The organism is Arthrobacter sp. FW306-04-A (assembly GCF_044358315.1).
GTDB lineage: Bacteria > Actinomycetota > Actinomycetes > Actinomycetales > Micrococcaceae > Arthrobacter.
This window is the reverse complement of the sequence record NZ_CP084559.1, coordinates 608,595-635,280: the sequence shown is the minus strand read 5'-3', so window position 1 is coordinate 635,280 and position 26,686 is coordinate 608,595. Positions and strand designations below refer to the sequence as shown.

General features: G+C 62.1%; 13 protein-coding genes and 3 rRNA genes. 2 read left to right on the top strand and 14 right to left on the bottom strand.

Going from position 1 to position 26,686, the window contains the following annotated elements:
- Nucleotides 1–215 precede the first annotated feature (215 nt).
- The 10 genes from LFT43_RS03020 to LFT43_RS02975 form a co-directional block, all read right to left on the bottom strand.
- Complete coding sequence (locus LFT43_RS03020; protein WP_395801077.1) at nucleotides 216–905, bottom strand: hypothetical protein; 690 nt, start codon at nucleotides 903–905, stop codon at nucleotides 216–218.
- Nucleotides 906–1,036: 131 nt separating this feature from the next.
- On the bottom strand, nucleotides 1,037–2,395 hold the full coding sequence (locus tag LFT43_RS03015) for an FAD-binding oxidoreductase (protein WP_395802871.1): 1,359 nt from the start codon (nucleotides 2,393–2,395) through the stop codon (nucleotides 1,037–1,039).
- A gap of 126 nt (nucleotides 2,396–2,521) precedes the next feature.
- A complete protein-coding gene (locus tag LFT43_RS03010; protein ID WP_395801076.1) occupies nucleotides 2,522–3,091 on the bottom strand; it encodes a GNAT family N-acetyltransferase in 570 nt (189 codons plus the stop codon).
- Nucleotides 3,084–3,578, bottom strand: a complete 495-nt coding sequence (locus LFT43_RS03005; protein ID WP_395801075.1) for a hypothetical protein — start codon at nucleotides 3,576–3,578, stop codon at nucleotides 3,084–3,086. The genes LFT43_RS03010 and LFT43_RS03005 overlap by 8 nt, the downstream gene beginning before the upstream one ends.
- A 519-nt stretch (nucleotides 3,579–4,097) precedes the next feature.
- Nucleotides 4,098–4,214 (bottom strand): 5S ribosomal RNA (gene rrf, locus LFT43_RS03000).
- Between the two features lie 145 nt (nucleotides 4,215–4,359).
- A 23S ribosomal RNA gene (locus LFT43_RS02995) occupies nucleotides 4,360–7,497 on the bottom strand.
- A gap of 557 nt (nucleotides 7,498–8,054) precedes the next feature.
- A 16S ribosomal RNA gene (locus LFT43_RS02990) occupies nucleotides 8,055–9,579 on the bottom strand.
- Together the 16S, 23S and 5S rRNA genes form the textbook arrangement of a ribosomal RNA operon.
- Before the next feature lie 492 nt (nucleotides 9,580–10,071).
- Nucleotides 10,072–13,746 carry a 1,4-alpha-glucan branching enzyme gene (locus tag LFT43_RS02985; protein ID WP_395801074.1) on the bottom strand — a complete coding sequence of 1,225 codons (3,675 nt, stop codon included), beginning with the start codon at nucleotides 13,744–13,746 and terminating at the stop codon, nucleotides 10,072–10,074.
- Nucleotide 13,747: 1 nt separating this feature from the next.
- Nucleotides 13,748–15,544: a maltose alpha-D-glucosyltransferase gene (gene treS, locus LFT43_RS02980; protein WP_395801073.1), complete on the bottom strand. Its 1,797-nt coding sequence runs from the start codon at nucleotides 15,542–15,544 to the stop codon at nucleotides 13,748–13,750.
- Between the two features lie 5 nt (nucleotides 15,545–15,549).
- On the bottom strand, nucleotides 15,550–17,628 hold the full coding sequence (locus LFT43_RS02975; RefSeq protein ID WP_395801072.1) for an alpha-1,4-glucan--maltose-1-phosphate maltosyltransferase: 2,079 nt from the start codon (nucleotides 17,626–17,628) through the stop codon (nucleotides 15,550–15,552).
- A gap of 131 nt (nucleotides 17,629–17,759) precedes the next feature.
- On the opposite strand from LFT43_RS02975, the gene glgP reads away from it, so the two are divergent.
- Nucleotides 17,760–20,378 (top strand): alpha-glucan family phosphorylase, encoded by a 2,619-nt coding sequence (gene glgP, locus LFT43_RS02970; RefSeq protein WP_395801071.1) that lies wholly within the window; start codon nucleotides 17,760–17,762, stop codon nucleotides 20,376–20,378.
- A gap of 57 nt (nucleotides 20,379–20,435) precedes the next feature.
- Here the strand turns inward: glgP and LFT43_RS02965 are convergent, their stop codons facing one another.
- Both LFT43_RS02965 and glgX read right to left on the bottom strand, forming a co-directional pair.
- Complete coding sequence (locus LFT43_RS02965) at nucleotides 20,436–20,795, bottom strand: barstar family protein (RefSeq protein WP_395801070.1); 360 nt, start codon at nucleotides 20,793–20,795, stop codon at nucleotides 20,436–20,438.
- Between the two features lie 7 nt (nucleotides 20,796–20,802).
- The gene (gene glgX / locus LFT43_RS02960) at nucleotides 20,803–22,908 is read right to left on the bottom strand and encodes a glycogen debranching protein GlgX (RefSeq protein ID WP_395801069.1); all 2,106 of its coding nucleotides are present in this window, start codon (nucleotides 22,906–22,908) and stop codon (nucleotides 20,803–20,805) included.
- Between the two features lie 282 nt (nucleotides 22,909–23,190).
- Here glgX and LFT43_RS02955 point away from each other — a divergent pair, with 282 nt between their 5' ends.
- On the top strand, nucleotides 23,191–24,003 hold the full coding sequence (locus LFT43_RS02955) for a carbon-nitrogen hydrolase family protein (RefSeq protein ID WP_395801068.1): 813 nt from the start codon (nucleotides 23,191–23,193) through the stop codon (nucleotides 24,001–24,003).
- Nucleotides 24,004–24,124: 121 nt separating this feature from the next.
- Here the strand turns inward: LFT43_RS02955 and rlmB are convergent, their stop codons facing one another.
- Both rlmB and cysS read right to left on the bottom strand, forming a co-directional pair.
- Entirely contained in the window at nucleotides 24,125–25,120 is a 996-nt protein-coding gene (gene rlmB / locus LFT43_RS02950) for a 23S rRNA (guanosine(2251)-2'-O)-methyltransferase RlmB (protein ID WP_268025181.1), read from the bottom strand.
- Between the two features lie 79 nt (nucleotides 25,121–25,199).
- The gene (gene cysS, locus LFT43_RS02945; RefSeq protein WP_395801067.1) at nucleotides 25,200–26,654 is read right to left on the bottom strand and encodes a cysteine--tRNA ligase; all 1,455 of its coding nucleotides are present in this window, start codon (nucleotides 26,652–26,654) and stop codon (nucleotides 25,200–25,202) included.
- Between the last annotated feature and the right edge of the window lie 32 nt (nucleotides 26,655–26,686).

Here is a 26,686-nt window from a genome sequence, read left to right as displayed (position 1 = left end):
GTCCCCGAGGGCCGGCCACTTTGCTGGGCTGCCGGAGGATGCTGCCCATATGCGAAAACTAGCGCCCGACGGCGGCTGGCTCGCTGAGGCGTTCGGTTTCGGCGACTACCCCGGACAGAGCGGGCCCCCGCACGGCGAGGAATCCGGCTGCAGCGAGAAGTACCGCTTCCGCGGTCAGGGCCCAAGGGAGGCCAACGCGAACCCAAGGCCCTGGCTCATAGCAGACGGCTGCCGGCGCTCTGTGGTTCCGCGGATCGGATGACCACCAGTGCCATTCCCAATCCGAAGCCCGCGCTCTGAAAGATCTCCAGCAGGCCGACCATCAGGAGCTGCAAACCCACGGGTGCCAGCAGGCTCGCAGGCAGCCCGGCGACACTGAACCAAGCCAAGAGCGTAGCTGCGTCGGCCGCCGCCTGGCCCTTCGACACCAAGAACACTGCCAGCAACGAAGTTATGGCGAAATACAGCATGGCCTGCAGCCCGAAGAAGGCAGTCACGGCCCAGGCCGTCCGCTGCTTGCGCAGCTGCACTTTGCGGGCCCCACTTACGGAGCCGCCCGCCGTCGTCGTCTGCGGTGACATCTCTGGTGAGCCAGCCCCCGACGCCGCCCGTCCAGTCCCGTCCGAGCCTCCGGTTGCTCCGCCAGTCCCGTCAGGGCGCCCAACCGATTCACCAGCGCGGTAGATCAACGCGCCACCTAGCACGGCAGGAACGGCCCAGACCGCCGACGCCCAGGCAAGGCTTCCGGCGAGCGCGTGCTGTAGCGGCTCCATGGTGCCCGCAATGGTGGTGATGGCGGGACGAAGGTTGATAGAGACAAGGGCCAGCGCAATAAGAATCCAGGCTGTCGCGAGGCCTGCACCCTTCACGGAAGGACCGCGGCGCGGCGGGCGCGCTTGTCCCATTGACGCCTCCTCAAAATCTTATCTGGTATACCAAACAAGACTATGAGAGTCGGGATCAAAGTAAAACAGAGCCAGACCGTTGCCTGCGATGACAGTTGACCCGCGTCCTCCAAATTTGGGATACCAGTGACCTAGATGGCTTTACCTGGGTTGAAGATTCCAGCAGGGTCGAAAAGCGCCTTGATACGGTGTTGCAACTCGCGGATGGGCTCGGGCTGCTCAAGCCCGAGCCACCGCAACTTGTACTGCCCCACCCCATGTTCGCCAGTGATGGTTCCACCCATCTCGAGCGCGGCATCAATGGAGTCGTCCAGCGCCTTGTTGAGGCGAGACATAGCGTCCGCGTCTACCTCCATGTCCACCCGGTCTACCCAGAACGTGGGGTGCAGGTTGCCGTCGCCAGCATGGGCCACCACCTTGAGCTGGACATTGTGGGTGACGGCCATGGCTTCCAGGGCAGCAACGTAGTCCACCAGTCGCGACCTTGGTACGGCGACGTCCTCGCCCACCCGGTATTCGTTATCCGCTTCGTCCCCTCGGCTTGATCGCCGCATGTCGATGAGGCGTTCGGCTTCGGCGTTCGCTCCCGCCATCACGGTGGCGCCGCCGGCCGACAGGACCTCCCGCACCAACGCTGCCTCCGCGGCGGCGCCGAATCCGTCTGTCTGGATCAGCAGCAGGGCCTGTCCACGTTCGCTTAGGTCAGAGCCGTACAGGTCGTCGAGTTGGGCGAGTGTTCCGGCGTCGAGCATTTCCATGATGGCGGGCTGGACGCGCGCCTTGCCAACCGCCAGGACGCCAGCGGCGGCACCGCGGAAATCCGGGTAGAAGCCCGCCACGGTTTGTACATCCCGGGGCAGGTAGCGGAGGCGCACCGTCACGCCCACCACAATCCCCAACGTTCCTTCGGAGCCCACAAACAGAGCCGTGAGGTCGTAGCCTGCCACGCCTTTGAAGGTCTGATGTCCGGTGTGGATGATCGATCCATCGGCCAGCACGACGTCGAGCGCGAGCACTGAATCCCTGGTCACCCCATACTTGGCGCAACGCAGTCCGCCGGCGTTCGTGGCCACATTGCCGCCGATGGTGGACATCTTGTAGCTCGCCGGATCCGGCGCATACATCAGCCCATGTTCGGCCGCCGCAGCGTTCAGATCGGCATTCACCACGCCAGGCTCGACGACGGCGGTCTCGTCGTCCGCGTTGAGCTGCAGAATGCGGTTCATGCGTTCCAGGCTCAACACGACGCATCCCTGGCTAGCATGTGCTCCACCTGAAACACCGGTTCCCGCGCCTCGGGCAACAATCGGAACCCCGTGCTTGGCGCAGCTGCGCACCACGTGCTGGACGTCTTCAACGGAATCCGCAAACACCACAGCCAAGGGCAACTGCAAGTCCAAGACAGGTCCTTGGTCCACAGAGTAAATTCTGCGAGTGGGCTCGTCGACGGCCACTTGCCCCGGGGTCAGCACGGCGGCAAGCTCAGCCATGAAGCCGCTAGTGCGCTTGGTGTTTCCGGCAACGGCTGTGTAGTCCGACAAGATGGGTCCCTTCGCATCTGAGCACCGCAGACAGGCCAATTCGGCAGTCTTCGCGGTGTTTTCAGTGCTTCGAGTCTAGTACGCGACGATAGCCCGGTGCTCCGGCTGGTTCGGCCCGGAGAGCCGCGGAATCAGGCGGGCCATGACGATTTCCAGTTTCGCTTTGTCCTGCGGATAGGGCCACGTTGCACCGGTATATTCAAATCCGTGCCGGGCATAGAACGCCTTGGCGCGGGCGTTGTCTTCGTGGACCCCCAACTCAATGACCCCGGCCCCAAGCTCGGCGCTGGCTACAGCACAAGCCTCATCAAGCAACTGGTCTGCCAGGCCCAGGCCGCGGTGCTCAGGTGCCACATAGACGCTGATAAGCATGGCCTGCCGCGCCTGGGAGGGATCCTGCGGCTGCTTGATAACGACGCGCATGAGTCCCATGATCCGGCTTCCGTCAGTTCCGTCATCCGCCACCAAGGTGACGCTCGAGTCGCTTGACATGGTTGCGGCGCGCTCTTGCCATTGGGTGTCAGTCTGGCGCCGCGCCGCCGCGAGGCTCTCCACGTAGGCCAGAGGCGTGTCCGAGAGCATCTCCAGCCGCACCTCGCGAAGCAACCGCCAGTCCGCTAATTGGAGACGACGGATCCTATTCACTTCTGCCGCCCATGAATCGGACATAGCGATCAAGAACTCCGGGCCAGTCAGCCGCGTAGTCTGCGCGGGTTCGGGCAGGGTCCTCGGCGCCTTCCCAACCGTCGTGGACCAGTCGCAACTCCGTACCCCCATCAACCGCACGGAAGGCCACTCGAAGTTCAGTGGACCACATCGCGGTGCTACCCGGATACCAGCTCGCATGGAACGACAACGGCGGTTGCCAATCGTCGATCGTTCCCCAAACGGAGGTACGGCCGTCATCAGTCGTCTCCACGATCAGGTTCTCCTCGAACTCGACGTGCGAGCCCGCGCCGTAGACACTGTGGTCCTCAACTGGCCACCACAAATGGGGATGATCGGTGAAGCCCATGAAAGCGTGCGCCACGGGCGACGGCACGACCACAGTGCAGACTACGGGGTCCAGCTCACCAGACTGCTCTGGCTGGGATTCGGAGTCCGACGCGGCGTGACTGAAAAGGCTCTCCATGTGCACCAACATTACCGTCCAGCGACGCAAGCGGCTCGAGACTCATTGCTCTCCCCGGCCGACGCTCGCTCACCTGTGGCCGGTCCTGGGCCGACGCCCGCTCACCTGTGGGGCCTTCCGGCCGGTCCCTCGCTCACCTGTGGCCGGTCCTGGGCCGACGCCCGCTCACCTGTGGGGCCTTCCGGCCGGTCCCTCGCTCACCTGTGGCCGGTCCTGGGCCGACGCCCGCTCACCTGTGGGGCCTTCCGGCCGGTCCCTCCTGCGGTTTTGGGGCCTTCCGGCCGGTCCCTCCTGCGGTTTTGGGGGGCGGGGGTGCCGCTCGGTGCAGGGGCCGCCCGTATGTGAAGGAGGGTCCGGGGCTTCCGGCGTTGATGTGAAGGAGCGTTGGTGGTGACCGGTGCGTATGTGAAGGAGGGTGCGGGGTTTCCGGCGTTGATGTGAGGGGGGTCCGGTGGTGTGGGTGTTTAAATGCGGGAGACCCCCCGACCGTGTGGTTGGGGGGTCTCGACCTGAATGGTTGTCCGGCGGTGTCCTACTCTCCCACACCCTCCCGGGTGCAGTACCATCGGCGCTGTGGGTCTTAGCTTCCGGGTTCGGAATGGGACCGGGCGTTTCCCCCACGCTATGACCGCCGTAACCCTGTTGCCCGTCCCCGCACGGGTGCGGGGTGGGAAGACTGGTTACAACATTGTGGTGTTGTTATTCAGTTGTGTCGGTTCCTGGGACAACATGGGTTTGTTGTTCGGGAACCACATAGTGGACGCAAGCAGCTGGTGTTTGTGTGGTGTAAGTTGTCGGCCTATTAGTACCGGTCAGCTTCAACAGTCTTTGGTCCTGTCTTCCACATCCGGCCTATCAACCCAGTGGTCTGGCTGGGGGCCTCTCACACACGAGGTGCATGGAAATCTCATCTTGAAGCGAGCTTCCCGCTTAGATGCTTTCAGCGGTTATCCCATCCGAACGTAGCTAATCAGCGGTGCACTTGGCAGTACAACTGACACACCAGAGGTTCGTCCGTCCCGGTCCTCTCGTACTAAGGACAGCCCTTCTCAAATTTCCTGCGCGCGCAGCGGATAGGGACCGAACTGTCTCACGACGTTCTAAACCCAGCTCGCGTACCGCTTTAATGGGCGAACAGCCCAACCCTTGGGACCTACTCCAGCCCCAGGATGCGACGAGCCGACATCGAGGTGCCAAACCATGCCGTCGATATGGACTCTTGGGCAAGATCAGCCTGTTATCCCCGAGGTACCTTTTATCCGTTGAGCGACGGCCATTCCACAATGTACCGCCGGATCACTAGTCCCGACTTTCGTCCCTGCTTGAGATGTCTCTCTCACAGTCAAGCTCCCTTGTGCACTTACACTCGACACCTGATTGCCAACCAGGCTGAGGGAACCTTTGGGCGCCTCCGTTACTTTTTAGGAGGCAACCGCCCCAGTTAAACTACCCATCAGGCACTGTCCCTGACCCGGATCACGGGCCGAAGTTAGATGTCCAAAGTGACCAGAGTGGTATTTCAACGATGACTCCACCCGAACTGGCGTCCGGGCTTCAACGTCTCCCACCTATCCTACACAAGCCACTCCGAACACCAATACCAAACTATAGTAAAGGTCTCGGGGTCTTTCCGTCCTGCTGCGCGTAACGAGCATCTTTACTCGTACTGCAATTTCGCCGAGTTTATGGTTGAGACAGCGGGGAAGTCGTTACTCCATTCGTGCAGGTCGGAACTTACCCGACAAGGAATTTCGCTACCTTAGGATGGTTATAGTTACCACCGCCGTTTACTGGGGCTTGAATTCTCAGCTTCGCCTTGCGGCTAACCGGTCCTCTTAACCTTCCAGCACCGGGCAGGAGTCAGTCCGTATACATCGTCTTGCGACTTCGCACGGACCTGTGTTTTTAGTAAACAGTCGCTTCCCCCTGGTCTCTGCGGCCCCGATCCCCTCCCACCAGCAAGTGGTGTTCAAGGTTGGGGCCCCCCTTCTCCCGAAGTTACGGGGGCATTTTGCCGAGTTCCTTAACCATAATTCTCTCGATCGCCTTGGTATTCTCTACCTGATCACCTGTGTCGGTTTGGGGTACGGGCGGCTGGGACCTCGCGTCGATGCTTTTCTAGGCAGCATAGGATCACCGGATCCCCCCTCGCGGGGGTCCCGTCAGATCTCAGGAACGTCATCAAAGACACAGCGACGGATTTGCCTATCGCTGACCCTACATCCTTAGACCGGGGCAACCATCGCCCGGCCCGGCTACCTTCCTGCGTCACACCTGTTAATACGCTTACCTCCCGGGATCAGGTCCCGCGCTCGGCCAAAACCCGCACACCACAAGGGTGCTTGGGCAGGCTCCGGGCGGTTAGTATCCCCCGCTTGGCATGGGCGGTCCTTCGCCGGTACGGGAATATCAACCCGTTGTCCATCGACTACGCCTGTCGGCCTCGCCTTAGGTCCCGACTTACCCAGGGCAGATTAGCTTGACCCTGGAACCCTTGATCATTCGGCGGACGGGTTTCTCACCCGTCTTTCGCTACTCATGCCTGCATTCTCACTCGTGTAGGCTCCACCGCTGGTTTACACCGCGACTTCACCGCCCACACGACGCTCCCCTACCACTCCAGACGACTGAACCACGAAGGCTTGTCTACTATCTGAAATCCACAACTTCGGCGGTGTACTTGAGCCCCGCTACATTGTCGGCGCGGAATCACTTGACCAGTGAGCTATTACGCACTCTTTCAAGGATGGCTGCTTCTAAGCCAACCTCCTGGTTGTCTTCGCAACTCCACATCCTTTCCCACTTAGCACACGCTTAGGGGCCTTAGTTGGTGGTCTGGGCTGTTTCCCTCTCGACTATGAAGCTTATCCCCCACAGTCTCACTGCTGCGCTCTCACTTACCGGCATTCGGAGTTTGGCTGACGTCAGTAACCTTGTAGGGCCCATCGGCCATCCAGTAGCTCTACCTCCGGCAAGAAACACGCAACGCTGCACCTAAATGCATTTCGGGGAGAACCAGCTATCACGGAGTTTGATTGGCCTTTCACCCCTACCCACAGCTCATCCCCTCCATTTTCAACTGAAGTGGGTTCGGTCCTCCACGACGTCTTACCGTCGCTTCAACCTGGCCATGGGTAGATCACTCCGCTTCGGGTCTAGATCACGCCACTACACTCGCCCTGTTCAGACTCGCTTTCGCTACGGCTACCCCACACGGGTTAACCTCGCGACGTAACACTAACTCGCAGGCTCATTCTTCAAAAGGCACGCCGTCACAACTACTAAGGCTGCTCCGACGGATTGTAAGCACACGGTTTCAGGTACTGTTTCACTCCCCTCCCGGGGTACTTTTCACCTTTCCCTCACGGTACTGGTCCGCTATCGGTCATTAGGAAGTATTTAGGCTTATCAGGTGGTCCTGACAGATTCGCACGGGGTTTCTCGGGCCCCGTGCTACTTGGGATCCTCTCCAGGCGGCACACAACATTACGGTTACGGGGCTCCCACCCTCTACGGCCGGCCTTTCAAGACCGTTCACCTATGTCCATGCTCTCACCCCACCGGTCCGGCAGAACCAGTACGGAAAGTCCCACAACCCCGCCCATGCAACGCCCGCCGGCTATCACACATGGAACGGTTTAGCCTCATCCGCGTTCGCTCGCCACTACTAACGGAATCACTCTTGTTTTCTCTTCCTGCGGGTACTGAGATGTTTCACTTCCCCGCGTTCCCCCCACGCACCCTATGTGTTCAGATGCGGGTCACCAGGCCACGCAAACGCGCCTGGCGGGGTTTCCCCATTCGGACATCCTGGGATCAACGTCCGGTTATCGACTCCCCCAGGCTTATCGCAGATTCCTACGTCCTTCTTCGGCTCCTAATGCCAAGGCATCCACCGTGTGCCCTTAAAAACTTGACCACACAAAGATCAAAAACATTCCGAGAGAACCACGGAAACCAACCACGCCGAAGCACGGCCGGATCCAGGTCCATCAAAAAGAAATTGCTGTAGACACAAACAAGCACAAAGGCCTGCCCGTGTCAGATGCTCGCGTCCACTATGTAGTTCTCAAACAACAACCCCGTACCACACCCCCCGCACCAGCCACCCCCGCAAAGGGACAACCACCACGCACAGGCAAATGCAGCCAGGAAACCGGAAACACCAAAACCCACACCCCGCACCACCCCCCGACAAAGGAGGGCCCGCGGACCATGGCCCTGTTGCCTCAGGACCCAACAGTGTGCCAAACACGGAAAACCGGGACCCCCGCCCCGCACCGTTCCAGAACACCCCTCCCGCGAAGGGAAGAACATCCGTACTAAGGGCGGAAAAGAAACCACCGGCCGCTATCTGCTGATATTCCACCCATGAGCACCCACCGCAGAACAGACGCCTGCGCAATGGGCTTTGCTTCCACCCACCCCCGGACCATCCATGCGGACAGCACAAGGGGCGATGATGGTGCTCCTTAGAAAGGAGGTGATCCAGCCGCACCTTCCGGTACGGCTACCTTGTTACGACTTAGTCCCAATCGCCGGTCCCACCTTCGACGGCTCCCCCCACAAGGGTTAGGCCACCGGCTTCGGGTGTTACCAACTTTCGTGACTTGACGGGCGGTGTGTACAAGGCCCGGGAACGTATTCACCGCAGCGTTGCTGATCTGCGATTACTAGCGACTCCGACTTCATGGGGTCGAGTTGCAGACCCCAATCCGAACTGAGACCGGCTTTTTGGGATTAGCTCCACCTCACAGTATCGCAACCCTTTGTACCGGCCATTGTAGCATGCGTGAAGCCCAAGACATAAGGGGCATGATGATTTGACGTCGTCCCCACCTTCCTCCGAGTTGACCCCGGCAGTCTCCCATGAGTCCCCACCACGACGTGCTGGCAACATGGAACGAGGGTTGCGCTCGTTGCGGGACTTAACCCAACATCTCACGACACGAGCTGACGACAACCATGCACCACCTGTAAACCGACCGCAAGCGGGGCACCTGTTTCCAGGCGTTACCGGTTCATGTCAAGCCTTGGTAAGGTTCTTCGCGTTGCATCGAATTAATCCGCATGCTCCGCCGCTTGTGCGGGCCCCCGTCAATTCCTTTGAGTTTTAGCCTTGCGGCCGTACTCCCCAGGCGGGGCACTTAATGCGTTAGCTACGGCGCGGAAAACGTGGAATGTCCCCCACACCTAGTGCCCAACGTTTACGGCATGGACTACCAGGGTATCTAATCCTGTTCGCTCCCCATGCTTTCGCTCCTCAGCGTCAGTTAATGCCCAGAGACCTGCCTTCGCCATCGGTGTTCCTCCTGATATCTGCGCATTTCACCGCTACACCAGGAATTCCAGTCTCCCCTACATCACTCTAGTCTGCCCGTACCCACTGCAGAACCGGAGTTGAGCCCCGGTCTTTCACAGCAGACGCGACAAACCGCCTACGAGCTCTTTACGCCCAATAATTCCGGATAACGCTTGCGCCCTACGTATTACCGCGGCTGCTGGCACGTAGTTAGCCGGCGCTTCTTCTGCAGGTACCGTCACCCGAAAGCTTCTTCCCTACTGAAAGAGGTTTACAACCCGAAGGCCGTCATCCCTCACGCGGCGTCGCTGCATCAGGCTTCCGCCCATTGTGCAATATTCCCCACTGCTGCCTCCCGTAGGAGTCTGGGCCGTGTCTCAGTCCCAGTGTGGCCGGTCACCCTCTCAGGCCGGCTACCCGTCGTCGCCTTGGTAGGCCATTACCCCACCAACAAGCTGATAGGCCGCGAGTCCATCCAAAACCGCAAAAGCTTTCCACCACCACCGCATGCGCGGCACGGTCATATCCGGTATTAGACCCAGTTTCCCAGGCTTATCCCAGAGTCAAGGGCAGGTTACTCACGTGTTACTCACCCGTTCGCCACTAATCCCCCCGGCAAGCCAGGGATCATCGTTCGACTTGCATGTGTTAAGCACGCCGCCAGCGTTCATCCTGAGCCAGGATCAAACTCTCCGTTGAAGTAAAACAAAAACAGACACAACCACAACCACCGGAAATAACGGCGGAACGGCTGCACAAAATTTGAAACCAGCTGTAAAAAACCAGCCCCGCACCACGGAGGTGACACGGAACCAGCCAAAACAACCAATTTAATAAAAAATCGGTATCAACAAACTTGGCACACTATTGAGTTCTCAAACAACAGACACACCCGACACCACCCACACCCACAAAGGGCCCGGGATCGCTCCGGAGCAACTTCCCAAACTTACCGGCTGCTTGCCTCCTAGTCAAATCGGCGTTCTTGACTTGATCTTCACGAGGAATTCAGTCAACTTCACCGATCTCCACTGGGGAGCAGCGCGGGTACTAACTATACCACCACTTTTCCGGGGAGGCAAAACCCCCACCAGCCGGCTTCCTGCGCTCCAGCAATGCCCGCGAGACCTATGCAAAGGGTCCGGAAACTCGAAGCTTCCGGACCCTTCGCGTTCGGCTAAACAAGAACCACTAGACCACAGGCGTGAACCAGGAGGCACCAAGCGGTGGCAGGGTGACGGTCAATGCCGCAGGTTGTCCTTCCGCCCCGGGTGCCGTGGCAACAAGTTCACCAGCGTTGATGACGCCCGATCCGCCGTACACCTCGGCGTCGGTGTTGAGAACTTCCTGCCAAGCGCCGGCAGAGGGAACGCCAAGGACATAGTTCTGGTGCGGGCCGCCGGAGAAGTTAACAGCACATACCAAGGGGTTGCCGTCGTGGTCCCAACGGATGAACGTGAGCACGTTGCGATCCGCGTCCGCCCCGTTGATCCACTGGAAGCCGCCGGGCTCGTTGTCCCTCACATGCAGGGCCGGCGTCGAGCTGTATAGCGTATTCAACTCGCGGGTGAGCAACTGCAGTCCGCGGTGCGACGGGATGTCGGCGAGGAACCAGTCAAGGCCGTGCTGTTCGGACCATTCGGCCTCCTGGCCGAATTCGGTGCCCATGAAAATGAGCTGCTTGCCCGGGTGCGCCCACTGGTAGGCCATGAACACCCGCAAGTTGGCAAGCTGCTGCCAGCGGTCGCCGGGCATCTTGCGCAGCATAGATCCCTTGCCATGCACTACCTCGTCGTGGCTGATGGGCAGCAGGAAATTTTCCGTGAAGGCGTAGACCATGGAGAACGTCACCGTGCCGTGGTGCCAGCGGCGGTTGACCGGGTTTTCGGAAATGTACTTGAGGGAGTCGTGCATCCAGCCCATGTTCCACTTGAGCCCGAATCCCAGGCCGCCGTGGTTGGTGGGGGCCGTAACGCCGGGAAACGCCGTGGATTCCTCGGCGATAGTCACGGCTCCCGGGTGGGTCTTGTAAATGGTGGCGTTGACTTCCTGGAGGAAGGATATGGCTTCCAAGTTCTCGCGCCCTCCGTGAACGTTGGGGAACCACTCCCCTTCCTCGCGGGAGTAGTCCCGGTAGAGCATGGAGGCGACGGCGTCCACCCGCAGGCCGTCGATGTGGAATTCCTCAAGCCAGTACAAGGCGTTCGCCACCAGGAAGTTGCGAACCTCGGTGCGACCGAAGTCGAAGATGAGCGTGCCCCAGTCCGGGTGTTCGCCAAGCCGTGGGTCCGAGTGCTCGTACAGTGGTTCGCCGTCGAAACGCGCAAGGGCCCATGCGTCCTTCGGGAAATGCGCCGGGACCCAGTCCAGAATGACGCCGATGCCTGCTTGGTGCAGGGAATCGACCAGGAAACGGAACTCGTCCGGATGCCCGAAGCGGGAGGTCGGAGCAAAGTAGGACGTGACTTGGTAGCCCCATGAACCACCAAAGGGGTGCTCGGCCACCGGCATGAACTCGACGTGGGTAAAGCCAAGCCACTTCACATACTCCACGAGGTCCTTGGCCAGCTCCTTGTATCCGAGGCCAAGGCGCCAGGAACCGAGGTGGACTTCGTAGACGCTCATTGGCGAATTATGCGGATCTTTGTTGGCGCGCGCCGTCATCCAGGCGTCGTCCTTGAACCGGTAGCTGGACTCCACCACGCGTGATGCCGTCAAGGGGGGAACTTCCGTGCCGAAGGCGAGAGGATCGGCTTTCTCTACCCAATGGCCAGCCTTCGTGAGTAGCTCGAATTTGTAGCGCGCCCCTGCTACGACACCTGGGATGAAGACTTCCCAGACACCGGAAGAGCCGAGCGAGCGCAAGGCGTGCTCACGCCCATCCCACGAGTTGAAGTCGCCCTTGACGCGGACTGCCTGCGCGTTGGGAGCCCAGACGGCGAAGGAGACGCCGTCTACATCGCCCAGTGAGGAGCGATAGTGCTGCACGTGGGAGCCCAGAGTGTCCCAGAGCCGTTCGTGCCGGCCTTCTCCGATGAGGTGCAGGTCCACCTCGCCGACCGTCGGAAGGTAATGGTAGGGATCATCGAGCGTCACCGGGGCGGAGTCGCCATACACCACTTCCAAGCGGTAGTCCGGCACATGGCCGTGCTGAAGCGGCTCGAGAACCGCCACCCAGACGCCGTCGGTCTCGTGGGTCATCGGCGTGGAGCCGGCTTCGGTGACCACCGTGACGGACTCCGCCAAGTGCTTCACGGTGCGGATGGTGACGTGACCGTGATCGTCAAGGTGGGCGCCCAGTACAGAGTGCGGGGCGTGATGCGCACCGGCGGCCACCCGGCCCAAGGTAGCGGCGTCCACATACAGCGGGACTCGGGGCCGTTCGGTACGTGCTGAGCCTGTCATTTCCTTACCTTCCGATGTCGCCGCGGCACCCATGCCGGGGCTCGTATTTCCGAGGAGCTGCCGTGAAGCGTTGACCGGAATGGGTAACCAATCCGGCCTGTTCCGCAACTCGTAGATCACCTCGTACAAGGCCTTGTCCAGCCACAATGCCACAAAGAGCGGCGAGCGGCGGTCAATAGTTCCGGGGGTGATGTCGCCGTAGCCGGCCAGGAACGCTTCAGCGCAGTCGTCAACCCACGTCACCGGCACAGTGGCCGCCGGATTCTCGCGGATGGCTGCACCGGCCGCATAGTCAAAGGAGCGCAACATTCCCACGACGTCGCGCAGGGGAACGTCAGGAATATTACGGAGTTCGATCGGCCGAAGGGGCTCCCCTTCAAAGTCCAGGATCGCCCACCGGCCCGGTTCTCCCCCGGCGCCTGGCACCAAGAGGATCTGGCCCAGGTGAAGGTCGCCATGGATGCGCTGCAGCGTCCCGGCTTCCTTGCCCGACAGTTGCGTCAGGAGTGCCTCGAGCTGCTGCTCATGGGGCCCGACGGCGGTACCCGCTTCAGCCCACGACTGGCGGACGCGCCGGGCTACTTCGGCGGCGATGTCCTGGCCCGGAACCCGTTCCCGGGCGGTTCCGAGGGTTTCGGCGAGCCGCAGATGCACGGTGGCAGTCGCCTGACCCAGCTGCCGGGCCTCGGCGGCAAAGTCCGTGCCTGATGCCGCAGCGTCAACGGCAAGGCGCCAGGCGTCCTGCCCGCCCGCAAGGAATTCGTGGGCCACGGCGAAGTCCGCCGAGGCCGTGCCGTGCCGGCCAAGAGGTGTCCGTACCTCCCATGTTCCTGTAATCCATCCAAGGGTAGAGGGCACTTCCTTCGTACCCGCCGAGGTCAAGGCCGCGCCCACCTCCACCTCGGGGTTCTTGCCGACCGACAGGACCCGGAAAATCTTCACGATCGCTGCCGACTCGCCGTCGTCGACTATCACCGAAGTGTTGGACTGCTCACCGGAGGAGACCCGCACGGATCCTGAAGCGCTGGGCAGGCGCAGGCCGCCAGGCACCGAATGCCCGCTTGCGGTGCATTCGCCTTCTCCGGGTTCGGCCATGGCCAGACCCTGGATCAGATCGAGCCACGCGGTCACAAAGACCGGATCGTGAGGTGCGTCGTACACCCAGACCGGCGTATCGTCGTCGAGCTGGCCCACCAAAGCAGCCGCCAAAGCGGCTGCGGGAGTAGAGCGGTAGCTGAGCGGTACTTGGATGATGTCAGTCTGTATCCCGCCGTCGGCCGTGGCGTAGCGGATGGACAGCAACCGGACTTCCAAACCGATCCCTGCGTCAGGTTGCTGGAGCTGGAAGGAGCCGACGAAGTCCAGATCGAACGCCCCTGCCTTGACCGGAAACCATCGCTGCCGTGGCAGCCATTCCTTGAGTAGGGATGCCAGGACCGTGGTGGGCGCCGAGAGACTCATATCAGCCTTCAATGGAGAGCACTGGGATGGCCTGGGTGTAAGGCGTGGACCCGGTGGAACCCGCCGAGCGTACGCGGAGCCAGAAGAAGTCATGGCTGCCGAGCGTGAGGGTCAGCGAGCCGTCGTTGCCGATACCTGGGAATGGCTGGCCCCCGAAGACATCCCTGAGGCCTCGTCCGGCGTATTCAGGGATATCCAAGGTGGCAGCCACCGGATGCTGGGACAGGTTGAAAACACACAGGATGGATTCGGCTTCCTCGCCTTCCGGATTGTTCTCCGGAAGCTCGCGCAGATAGGCAAGGACAACTTCATGGTCTGCCGGAACGTGCCTGAAGCCGCCCAACCCGAAGGCCGCATGGTTCTTCCGGACACTCAAGATCTGGCGGGTCCAGCGCAAGAGCGAGCCCGAATGGGCAGCTTCGGCCTCGACGTTGGCCATGCTGTAGTTGTAGACCAGCGACTGGATGACAGGCAGGTAGAGCTTTCCGGGATCGGCGTTGGAGAAGCCTGCGTTGCGGTCCGGGTTCCATTGCATCGGCGTGCGAACGGCGTCGCGATCATCAAGCCAAATGTTGTCCCCCATCCCGATTTCATCCCCGTAGTACAAGAAGGGGCTGCCCGGCAGCGAAAGCAGCAAGGCGTTGATCAGCTCGATCTCGGAGCGGGAGTTGTCCAGCAGCGAGGCAAGCCTGCGCCTGATGCCGATGTTGGCGCGCATCCGCGGGTCTGGAGCGTACCAACCCAGCATGGCGGCACGTTCGTCGGCGGTGACCATTTCCAAAGTCAGCTCATCATGGTTGCGCAGGAAGGTCCCCCATTGCGCGCCTGCCGGGATTTCCGGAGTGTCGCGCAAAGTTTCGATGATGTGGGATGCTTTCTGGTCGCGGAGCGCGTAGTACAGGCGCGGCATGATGGGAAAGTGGAAGGCCATGTGGCATTCCGGTTCTTCCTCTGTGCCAAAGTACTCCACGACGTCGTGCGGCGGTTGGTTGGCTTCGGCGATGATCACGCGGCCCGGGTAGTTCTCATCCACCATTTTGCGTAGGTCCCGCAGGAAACCGTGGGTGGCTGGCAGGTTTTCGCAATTGGTGCCCTCTTCTTCGAAGAGGTATGGAATGGCGTCCGCCCTGAACCCATCAATGCCTTGGTCCAGCCAAAACCGGACAACATCGTGGAGCGCTTCGATGACCTTGGGGTTCTCGAAGTTCAGGTCAGGCTGGTGGCTGAAGAAGCGGTGCCAAAAGAATTGCCGGCGGATGGGATCGAAGGTCCAGTTCGACTCTTCTGTGTCCACAAAGATGATGCGCGCGTCCTGGTACTTCTCGTCGGTGTCACTCCACACATAGAAATCGCCGTACGGACCATCCGGGTTCTTGCGCGATTCCTGGAACCAGGGGTGCTGGTCCGAGGTGTGGTTCAGCGGGAGGTCGATAATGACCCTGACACCCCTCGCGTGCGCTTCGGCTACGAGCCGTTTGAAGTCGCTGATGGTGCCGAACTCGTCCAGCACGGAGGTGTAGTCGGAAATGTCGTAGCCGCCGTCCCGCAGGGGCGAATCGAAGAACGGCGGCAGCCACAAGCAGTCCACACCCAGCCACTGCAGATAGTCCAGCTTTTCGATCAGACCGTGGAAGTCGCCCGAACCGTCGCCGTTGGCATCCGCGAAGGCCCTCACCAGCACTTCGTAGAAAACAGCCTTCCGATACCAATGAGGGTCATGTTGAAGACCCGGGGCGTTCAGCTCGAAAGTGTTTTTCGGCGTGAAGTACTGACTCTGACCCTGCGGATTGAAGCTCACTAAGGCTACCTCCGGATATTGAGAATGTGTGCCGGTTCTTTATGGGCGTCCAGTCGAACGTAGTTGTACTCGCCCCACTCCCAGCTTTCGCCGCTGACCAAATCATCCACCCAGAATCTTCCGTTGGCGGTGAAGTCGGCTGGATCCAGCGAAAGCGCGGAGAGATCCAGTGTCACGGTGCTTTCCCTGGTGCCGTGGGGGTCGACGTTGACCACAATGATCAAGGTGTCTTTGCTGCCGTCAGGCATGGTCTTGTGCTTGGAGAACACGATGGTGGCGTCATCCGTGCTGTGGTGCAAGGTCAGGTTCTGCAGATCACCCAAGGCGGGGTGGGCCTTCCGGATGGCGTTAAGCCGCGTGATGTAGGGGGCGAGACTGTGCCCGGACGCTGCCGCGGCATCCCAGTCCCGGTCCTTGAACTCGTATTTCTCGTTGTCGATATATTCCTCGGCCCCCGGACGCGCCACGTGCTCATACAGCTCGAATCCGGCGTAGACGCCCCAGAGCGGGCTCGCCGTGGCAGCTAATGCTGCACGGATGCGGAACGCAGCCGGACCGCCGTACTGGAGGTATTCGGTGAGGATGTCAGGGGTGTTGACGAAGAAATTGGGCCTGAAGTATGCCGGGGAAACGTGGCTGACCTCTTGGAAATACGATTCCAGCTCGGCTTTGGTGTTCCGCCACGTGAAGTAGGTGTACGACTGCTGGAAGCCTGCCCGGCCGAGGGCGTGCATCATTGCGGGGCGGGTGAACGCCTCGGCGAGGAATACGACGTCGGGGTGCTTCTTGTTGACCTTGCCGATCAGCCATTCCCAGAACCACACCGGTTTGGTGTGGGGGTTGTCCACACGGAAAATCTTCACGCCGTGACGCACCCAGAGGAAGACAATCCGCAGGATTTCCTTGGACAGCCCGGTGGGATCGTTGTCGAAGTTCAGCGGGTAGATGTCCTGGTACTTCTTGGGCGGGTTTTCGGCATAGGCGATGCTGCCGTCCACGCGCGTGGTGAACCATTCCGGGTTGGTCTTCACCCAGGGATGGTCCGGGGCGGCCTGCAGTGCCAAGTCAAGCGCCACCTCAAGGCCCAGCTCATTGGCGCGAACCACAAAAGCGTCGAAATCCTCGAACGATCCCAGTTCCGGGTGGATGGCGTCGTGGCCGCCAGCCTCGGAGCCGATGGCCCACGGCGAGCCCGGATCCTGCGGGCCAGGAGTCAGGGTGTTGTTGCGGCCCTTACGGTGCTGGAAGCCAATCGGGTGGATGGGCGGCAGGTAGATGACGTCGAAGCCCATGTCCGCAACGGCGTCGAGCCTCTTGGCCGCCGTCGTGAAGTTGCCTGAAGTCCACGTTCCGGTGGAGGGATCCAAAACGGCGCCCTCGGAGCGGGGGAAGAATTCGTACCAGGCTCCGCGTCCGGCGAGGTCACGCTCCACCAGGAGCGGGTACTGTTCCGAGACGGTCACCATCTCGCGGACCGGCTGGCGCTCGACGACGGCGGCGACCTCCGCGCTGAAACCAGCGGCAAGGCGCTCCTCGGCAGTCTTCGAGGTATCGGCGAGGCCCTCAGAGGCGGCACGGAGAGTGCGCTTGTCCGCGGCGCCGCGCGAGTTCTCACCGGCCGCTTCCGCGAGCAGAGCGACGCCTTCGGCGAGCATCAGCTCCACGTCGATGCCGGCTTCGACCTTCACTTCGGCGTTGTGATGCCATGTGCCGTAGCGGTCGTGCCAGGCTTCGATCGCGAAAGTCCAGGCTCCGGGCGACGTCGGAGTCAGCAGCCCCTCCCAACGATCGGTGCCTTTGCCACGCTCGCCCGGTGCCGGGGAGAGCCGGACACGCTGGCGCTCTTTGCCTTTGGGGTCCAGCAGGATGGCACTCACCCCAAGCTGGTCGTGGCCCTCACGGAAGACCGTGGCGCCCACCACCAAATCTTCACCAGGCAAGGCCTTGGCCGGGAACCGGCCTTCCTCGATCACGGGCTGCACGGCCGTGATGGGGAATCTGCCGAATCTGAGACCTTCGGTGATACCGGTCTTCTGCTTGGACTTGGATGCTGAGCTGGATCGCGGTGTTGCAGTAGTGGTCACAACCTCGACGTTAGCGAGAAAAATCACATTTTGCGAAGAGGTGCCCCAGACTCTTCGGCGCAATGTGTCATTTACCTAAAAGAAACCGAAAGCTGTTCCTGCTGTCCACCGAGTGGATTAGTGTGGCGCTCGTGAAGGCAATTCGAAGGTTTACAGTCCGTACCCTGCTCCCCGAGCCGATCCGGCCACTGGCGCGTCTCGCGACGAACCTGCGTTGGTCTTGGCACCGGCCTACCCGCGAACTCTTTGCGAGCCTCGACCACGAATTGTGGGAAGAGAGTCGCCACGATCCCATTAGTCTTCTCGGGTCAATTGGCCGTGAGCAGCTGTACCAACTTGCTTCCAACAACGATCTTGTAGAGCGTGTCCAGCATGCGGCTGCGGATCTTGACCGGTACCTGAGCGAGCCGCGCTGGTACCAGGGCCTGGGTCCGGACGCCCCGGCGTGCATCGCCTACTTCTCCCCTGAGTTTGGTATCACCGAGGTGCTTCCGCAGTATTCCGGGGGCTTGGGGATCCTGGCCGGGGACCATTTGAAGGCCGCTTCGGACCTGGGTGTGCCGCTGATCGGCGTCGGTCTGCTCTACCAGGCCGGTTATTTCAAGCAGTCCCTTTCGCGGGACGCGTGGCAGCAGGAAACGTATCCGGTGCTGGACCCTGACGGACTGCCGCTGACGTTGCTGCGCGAACCGTCCGAGGACGGCACCGGCAAGCCAGTGTTGATCTCCCTGCCGCTGCCCAACGGACGCAAGCTTAACGCGCATGTGTGGCGTGCCGACGTCGGGCGCGTTCCGCTCCTGCTGCTGGATTCGAACGTTCCGGCCAACGATGACGCGGCGCGCGGGATCACGGACCGTCTCTACGGTGGCGGCGGGGACCACCGGCTGCAGCAGGAGCTGCTGCTGGGCATGGGCGGGGTGAAGGCGCTGCGCGTCTATCAGCGCCTGACGGGCACCCCGGCTCCGGAGGTGTTCCACACCAACGAGGGCCATGCCGGTTTCCTGGGCATCGAACGGATCCAGGAGCTCATGTCTTCGGAGGCCCCGCTGACGTGGTCCGAGGCCCTGGCGGCGGGGCGTGCGTCCACGGTGTTCACCACGCACACGCCCGTGCCTGCCGGGATCGATCGCTTCGAGGCCGTGCAGATCAGGCACTTTTTCGAATCCGGCCTGGCGCCGGATGTTCCGGTGGACAAGGTCCTGGAACTGGGCCGTGAGAACTACGACGGCGGCAACCCGGCGGTGTTCAACATGGCCGTCATGGGCCTGCGCCTGGCGCAGCGGGCCAATGGCGTGGCCAAGCTGCACGGGGTGGTGTCCCGCGAGATGTTCTCCGGGCTGTGGCCGGGCTTTGACCACTCCGAAATCCCCATCACCTCGGTCACCAACGGCGTGCACGTGCCCTCGTGGGTGGATCCGCGCATCTCCGCGTTGGCCCGCCAGCAGTTCGGAACCGAGGCCGAGGCCTTGGGCCGTTGGGACCTTGCCTACAACGTCAGCGACGAGGACGTGTGGCGACTCCGCCGGGAGCTTCGCGTGTCACTCGTGGAAGACGTCCGACGGCGGCTCCGGGCAGCGTGGAAGAAGCGCGGCGCCGCGGATGCGGAACTGGGCTGGACCGACACCGTGCTGGACCCGGACGTCCTGACGATCGGCTTCGCCCGGCGCGTGCCGACCTACAAGCGGCTCACCCTCATGCTCCGCGATCCCGCCCGCCTCAAGGCGCTGCTGCTGCACCCCAAGCACCCCATCCAGCTGGTCATCGCCGGCAAGTCCCACCCGGCGGATGACGCCGGCAAGAAGATGATCCAGGACCTGGTGAAGTTCACCGACGACCCCGCCGTCCGGCACCGGATCGTGTTCCTGCCCAACTACGACATCGCCATGGCCCGCACCCTGTTCCCGGGCTGCGACGTGTGGCTGAACAACCCGCTCCGGCCCCTGGAGGCCTGCGGGACCTCGGGCATGAAGGCGGCCATCAACGGTTCCCTGAACCTGTCCGTCCTGGACGGCTGGTGGGACGAGATGTACGACGGCGAGAACGGCTGGGCGATCCCCACCGCCAACAACGACGCGTCCCCTTCCGAACGCGACGACATCGAGGCCGCCGCCCTCTACGAGCTCCTGGAAACCCAGGTGGCCCCGCGCTTCTACGGTTCCACGGTCTCCGCGGATGCCGGCGCCGCGGGTCCCTCCCAGTCCAGCCCGGAGACCGTCCCGACGCACTGGGTCTCCATGATCAAGCACACCCTGGCCCACCTCGGCCCCGCGGTCTCGGCAGAACGCATGCTCCAGGACTACGTGAACACCCTGTACCGCCCGGCCGCGGAGTCGGGACGCCGTGCCTTAGCTGGTTCCTTCAAGGAAGCGAAGGAACTCGCGGCCTGGATCACCAAGATCCGCAACGCCTGGCCCCAGCTGATCGTGGAACACGTCGATTCCGTCGGCGTCACCGAAGAACCACAGATCGGCGACACCCTGCAGGTCAACGCCTACATCGCGCTGCACACCCTGACACCGGACGACGTCAGCGTGGAGGTGGCCTACGGCCGGGCCGAAGAAAGCGATGAGCTGGAGGACATCGCCGTAGCCGAACTGAGCTCGTTCGAGGACCTTGGCAACGGGCGCCACCTGTTCACCGGCTCCATCCTGATCAACCGCTCCGGATCCTTCGGCTACACCGTCCGCGTGTTCCCGAAGCATCCATCCCTGGCCTCGAAGGCCGAACTTGGTCTGATCGTCAACGCGTAGCGGTCCACGCACCTGCCGGGCGGGCCCACGCCCACCCGGCTGGCTCGGCTTGGTTTGCTACTGCTGGAAGACCGCGATGACGGCGAGGTCCCGCCCCGAGTAAGATTCGGCGTCCTGGAGGATTTCGCAAACCACCCCGAAGGACATGTCCGTCCGGTAGGCCGCGGGGACCTGCCAAATCAGGGTGACGGGTGGCTGGTCATCATCAGAGACGCTGTCTGCGAAATCGTGGAGTGAATCGTTGAGGGCGTCCAGATCCACGCCGTAGTACTCGGGGAAATCGAGCACCTGGCCGAAGACTTCCAAGACCGCCTGCTTGCTTGCTGCTGGCGGCACCATCACAGTGCGGCGGCCGGCGTCGGACACTTGTTCCTGCAGTTCTTCCAGCGTCCACGTGTCAGCGGAATAGATCTTCATGGTGTCCCTAGGTGCGGTAGACGTTGATGGTGTTGCCTTGGACGACTTCCCGCTCGCCCGCGGCAACCAACGCTCCCTGCCTGCGGTCGTTGAGCTCGGAAGTAGTCAGGCGCAGCTCGAACATACGGCTTCCCGCGCCGGATTCGGCGATCAGTTTGGGCAGGACGACCTTCTTGTCATCCTTGTTCCCGTTGATCACGATCAATCCGCGGTAAGAGCCGCCCTCCGAGTTCATCAGGAGCTGCACAATCCGCAGGGAGGGGTCGTGCCAACGGGCCGACGTCATGGGCTGGCCCTTCTCGTCAAACCATTCCAGGCCCGTCCGGCTGTCCGGGAAGCCTGGATCCTGGGCCTGCATGAACTCCTTGCGGAGCCGGATCACCCGTTTGGTGCTCCGGAGCATCTCATGGGATTCGGGAGTCTGGGTCCAATCGATCCACGTGAGCGGGTTGTCCTGGCAGTACGCGTTGTTGTTGCCCTGCTGTGTGCGTCCGAGTTCGTCGCCAGCAGTGATCATGGGTACGCCGATGGAGAGCATCAACGTTGTCATGAGGTTCCGCTTGGAAAGGGCACGCGCGGCGAGAATTGTCTCGTTTTCCGTGCGGCCTTCGAATCCGTGGTTGTAGCTGAGGCTGTTAGTCTGGCCGTCGCGGTTTTGTTCGCCATTGGCCTCATTGTGTTTACGGTCGTAGGACACCAGATCGGCGAGGGTGAAGCCATCGTGGGCCGTGACGAAGTTGAGCGAGGCGAGCCTGGAGCGTCCCGATGGTTCAAAGACTCGGGACGAACCCGTCAGCGCGTCGGCGAGAACTCCCATATTGCTGCCGGCGATCCCGCCTTCGGCAGCCGCCCGCTCTGAGAGCCAGAAGCGGCGTACGCCGTCGCGGAAGTGATCGTTCCAGTCCAACCACCCTTTGGGGAACCTCCCGGTCTGCCAGCCGCCATAGCCCACATCCCATGGCTCGGAAATGAGCTTCGATCTGGAAAGCACCGGATCCTCGGCGATCCGTGTGAGGAAAGGGTGCTGGGGATCGAACTCATTGCCCGCGTTGCGGCACAGGGTCACGGCAAGGTCAAAACGGAAGCCGTCGATGTGGAATTCGTCAGCCCAATAGCGCAGCGAATCAATGGCCAGGTCCACTACCCTGGTTTCGGCGAAGTTGAGGGTGTTGCCGCAGCCGGTCGTGTCAAGGTAGCGGCCGTGGGCATCGTGGCGATAATACTGTTGCTCCCCCAGACCCCTGAAACTGAACGTGTCGCCGTCGGGCCCGCCTTCCGCCGTGTGGTTGTAGACGACGTCGAGGATCACTTCGATCCCGGCGGCATGCAGGAGTTTCACCATGCCTTTGAATTCGTCCTGGACAGCATGGGGCCCCGCCTGTTGGGCGGCTTGCGTGGCATAGTCCGCGTGGGGGGCAAAAAAGGCGGCGGTGTTGTAGCCCCAGTAATTGGTCAGGCCCAGGTTCTGCAGGTGCTGTTCGTCTACGTGGAAATGGATGGGTAGCAATTCGACGGCCGTCACACCCAACGATTGGAAGTGCTCAATCATGGCTGGGTGTGCCATGCCGGCATACGTTCCACGCAGGTGCTCGGGGATATCCGGATGCAGCATGGTTTGGCCGCGGACATGTGCCTCGTAGACGATGGTGTCCCGCCACGGGGTGCGGAGCGGGCGGTCGTCACCCCAATCAAAAGCCGAGTCCATGCGTACCGAACTCAGCAGCTCTCCGCGCTGGTGCACGGCCCGGCCGTAAGGATCGAGCAGCAGCGGCTCGGCGTCGTCGGCGTCAAAGTCCGGAGCGGGGACGGAGAGTGGCAGCGCGTCCTCAACCGGCGCGGCGCGGAAGCCGTACTGGGTGCCAGGCGGCAGCCCATCCACGATGCCGTAGTGCACACCATCGGTGAACCTGGGCAACGTGTGGACTTTCCAGGAATCGCCGGGGGCCTTGTAGGCGACTTCGACTCGAGTGAGACCCGGGGCCCAGACGGCGACGTTGACCCTGTCTGCGGGGGTGTGTCCGTCGAGGCTCCCAGACCGCGGAATACTCAGCCCGAGCGGCGACGGCCGCGAGGCGTCCACTGTAGATGCTGTGTCAAAAATCGGCATAACCATTAGTTGAGAGTTTAGTCTCCGACGCCAATTCTCCCCTGCCCGCGGCTCATATGACAGTGCGCACGCCCTTTAGTCGTAGAGCCCCTGGCAGCCTGTGCGAAGGCGAACATGCCCCTCACCTGCTGAAACATCGTATCGTCCGGCTTCCTGGTCATTTCTCGAACCGGGTGCCCTCCCCTGATTGTGTCGAATGGGCGGAATACGCCTATCCACAGGTGGATGAGTTCGTATCCTCCCCCCGGTCGTTGCATACTTTGCCTATACACCAATGTGGAGGTAATTGTGCGAATCGCTCTTGCTCAAATCATCAGCGGCCGCGAGCTGGCGGACAACCTGGTCCTGCTGGAAGACTATGCCCGTCGAGCCAAGGAAGGCGGCGCCGAACTGGTGGTCTTCCCGGAAGCGACCATGCGGGCATTCGGGAATTCCCTGCTCGACATCGCCGAGCCCTTGGACGGGCCATGGGCTGGCCAGGTGCGGAAGATCGCCCGGGAACTTGGGATCGTGATCGTGGCCGGAATGTTCACCCCCGGGCTGGCCTCCGACGGCAGCAGCAACGCCAAGGTGCGGAACACCCTGATCGCCACCGGGCCCGGAGTGGACACCAGCTACGACAAGATCCACCTCTTCGACGCGTTCGGCTTTGCGGAATCGGACACCGTCGACGCCGGCGCCGATCCAGTGACGTTCGACGCCGGTGGCCTCACCTTCGGTCTGGCCACGTGCTACGACATCCGCTTCCCGGCCCTCTTCACCGCCAATGCCGACCGCGGAGCCGACGTGAATATCGTGTCCGCGTCCTGGGGCGCAGGCCCAGGCAAAGCCGAACAGTGGAAGTTGCTTGCGCGTGCCCGGGCGATCGACACCACAACCTTCGTGCTCGCATGCGGCCAGGGCGACCCCGCGAGCCAAGGCATCGAGCCCAAAGGTGCCGCACCCACGGGCGTGGGGCACTCCGTCGTCGTGTCTCCCTTGGGGGCCGTGTTGGAAGAGCTCGACGCCGAACCTGGCCTCTTGTTCGCGGAGCTGGATGCCGCCGTCGTCGAGGAAGCGCGGGTCAAGCTTCCGGTCCTGGCGAACCGCCGCGACATTTAAGGCAAACAGCGACGCTCGCTCACTAAAAGAAATGAGCGAGCGTCGCTGTCTAAGCGCTCAAAAGTGAGCGAGCGTCGGCTACGCGGCCGTCAGGGTGGCGGCCGTGCCGCCGCCCATCTCACTACTTGGTGGCGCGCTGCCTTGAGACTTCGTACAGGGAAATGCCCACTGCCATGGAGGCGTTGAGCGATTCCATGGCCGAGTCGATCGGGATGGAGATGATCTGGTCGCAGTTTTCGCGGACCAGACGGCTGAGGCCCTTGCCCTCGGAACCCACCACGATGCATACGGGATCGGTGGCCAAGGAAAGATCCGGCAGCGAGACATCGCCGTCGCCATCAAGGCCCAGCACGAAGATGCCCATCTGCTTGAACTGCTTGAGGGCGTTGTTCAGGTTTGCGGCGCGGGCCACGGGGACGCGGACTGCCGCGCCTGCGCTGGTCTTCCATGCCGAAGCGGTGACACCGACGGAGCGGCGCTCCGGGACAATGACGCCGTGGCCGCTGAAGGCCGAAACGGAGCGGATGATGGCGCCCAGGTTGCGGGGATCGGTAATCCCGTCAAGTGCGACGAAAAGGGGCGCGTTGGGGATATAGCCCTTCTTCCACTTGGCCACCGTCTGCTCGGCGAGGTCGTAGGCATCCTGGTATTCGTACGGCGGGATCTGCAGTACGAGGCCCTGGTGGACGGCGTCTTCCGTCATGCGGTCCAGCTCGGGCTTACCGGTTTCCAGCAGCGGGATGCCGCGTTCGGCAGCGAGCTTGAGGGACTCCTTGACGCGATCGTCCATCTCGATCCGGATGGCAACGTGCAGTGCCTTGGCTGGGATTCCGGCGCGCAGCGCCTCCACCACGGAGTTGCGTCCGGTGACTACTTCCTCGGTAGCGCGGCCCTTCGGGCCAGAGCGGGCGCCCGGGTTGGAACGGCTGGTACCCCCGGCTGCGCGCTTGGCTGCCGAGCGCTCGGCGAGCTGCCTGCTCTTGTAAGCCTTGTGGTATTCGCGGTCCTCGGCTTTAGGGGTTGGACCCCTGCCTTCCAAGGCCTTTCGACCGTGGCCACCGGTTCCAGTGGTGGGGCCCTTCTTCTTTTTGACAGCCCGGCGACCGTTGTTGGCCATGAAATCCACCCTTGATTGTGTTGAGTACGTCTGCAATCAAGTCTACTGAATCAACCTAAATCGGGACGACGGCCCGTTCTCAGCCCTTTTTGAGGCTCCAGCTGGCGCCATCGGCGCCATCCTCGACGGCGATACCGGCGGCCGCGAGAGTGTCGCGGATCGCGTCGGAAGCGGCCCAGTCCCTGTTGGCGCGCGCCTCGGCGCGGGCCTGCAGCTGGGCTTCCACAAGGACTTCAAGGGCTTGGGCTGTCTCGGAGTTTTCCTGGACTTCGCCGCGGACATCGTTGAGTCCAAGAACGGTAGTCATGGCCAGCACGGCTTGCAGTGCCTGCTCGGCTCCGGCATCGTCCCCTGACGCCAGTGCCGTGTTGCCAGCGCGGACGGTCTCATGCAGGGCACCAAGGGCTTGCGGCACGTTAAGATCATCGTCCATGGCGGCAGCAAAAGCTTCCGGCACGGGGCTCGATTCAGGGTGGGCGGCGAAGTCGCCACCGAACTTCTTGGACGCCTTGGCGACAAAACCGTAGATACGCTCCACGGCAGCCGCAGCCTCCTGGAGCGAGGTTGGCCGATAGTCCAGGATGGATCGGTACTGGGCCTGACCGAGGTAGTAACGGACCACGCGCGGACTTGCGAGCTCCAACATTTCCGCGGGGCTCACCGTGTTGCCTACAGACTTGGACATCTTCTCGCCCTCATACGTGACCATGCCGTTGTGCAACCAGAAGTTGGCGAAGTCGTCACCGGCAGCCTGCGACTGGGCCATTTCGTTCTCGTGGTGCGGGAAGCGGAGGTCCAATCCGCCGCCGTGAATGTCGAACTGCTGGCCCAAGTACCTCGTGGCCATAGCGGAGCATTCAAGATGCCAACCGGGCCGGCCGGTGCCCCACGGCGAAACCCAGCCCGCCGTCGTCGGCTCCCCGTCTTTGAAGCCCTTCCACAGCGCAAAGTCGCGCGGGTCGCGCTTGCCCCGCGGGTCGGCGTCGGCGGCGCCCTGCATGTCGTCAATGTTTTGGCGCGTCAGGGAGCCGTACTTGCTCCAGGAGCGGACGTCGAAGTAGACGTCCCCGGAGTCGTCCAGGGCAGGGTAAGCGTGGCCGCGGTCGATGAGCCTTTGAATGAGGGCGTGCATCTCCGGGATGTGGCCGGTGGCGCGCGGCTCGTAGGTAGGGCGGGAAACGCCGAGGACCTCGTAGGCCTGCTCGAATTCCTGCTCGTAGCGGTAGGCCAAGGCCCACCATTCTTCCTCGGCCTTTGCGCTGGGTTCCTCTGCCCAGTCCGGCCCGAACGATTGCGACGACTTGGCGAGGATCTTGTCGTCGATGTCCGTGACGTTGCGGATAACCGTGACGCGCAGCCCGCGGTATTCGAGCCAGCGGGTCAACTGGTCGAACGCGATCGCGGAACGGACATGTCCCACGTGCGGCATCCCTTGCACCGTTGCACCGCAGTAGTAGACGCTGGCCTTGCCGGCCTCAAGTGGAACGAAGTCGCGGACTTCGGCGGATGCGGTGTCGTAAAAGCGCAGGGTCACCGCTCCAGATTAGCGGATGCGCGCCATCTGGC

Bases quoted from the DNA above. Each gene is read 5' to 3' on its own strand.
- LFT43_RS03015 (WP_395802871.1), bottom strand. From the start codon at position 2,395: ATGGCTGAGCTTGCCGCCGTGCTGACCCCGGGGCAAGTGGCCGTCGAC.
- LFT43_RS02985 (WP_395801074.1), bottom strand. From the start codon at position 13,746: ATGAGTCTCTCGGCGCCCACCACGGTCCTGGCATCCCTACTCAAGGAA.
- LFT43_RS03005 (WP_395801075.1), bottom strand. From the start codon at position 3,578: ATGGAGAGCCTTTTCAGTCACGCCGCGTCGGACTCCGAATCCCAGCCA.
- LFT43_RS03020 (WP_395801077.1), bottom strand. From the start codon at position 905: ATGGGACAAGCGCGCCCGCCGCGCCGCGGTCCTTCCGTGAAGGGTGCA.
- glgX (WP_395801069.1), bottom strand. From the start codon at position 22,908: ATGGTTATGCCGATTTTTGACACAGCATCTACAGTGGACGCCTCGCGG.
- LFT43_RS02965 (WP_395801070.1), bottom strand. From the start codon at position 20,795: ATGAAGATCTATTCCGCTGACACGTGGACGCTGGAAGAACTGCAGGAA.
- rlmB (WP_268025181.1), bottom strand. From the start codon at position 25,120: ATGGCCAACAACGGTCGCCGGGCTGTCAAAAAGAAGAAGGGCCCCACC.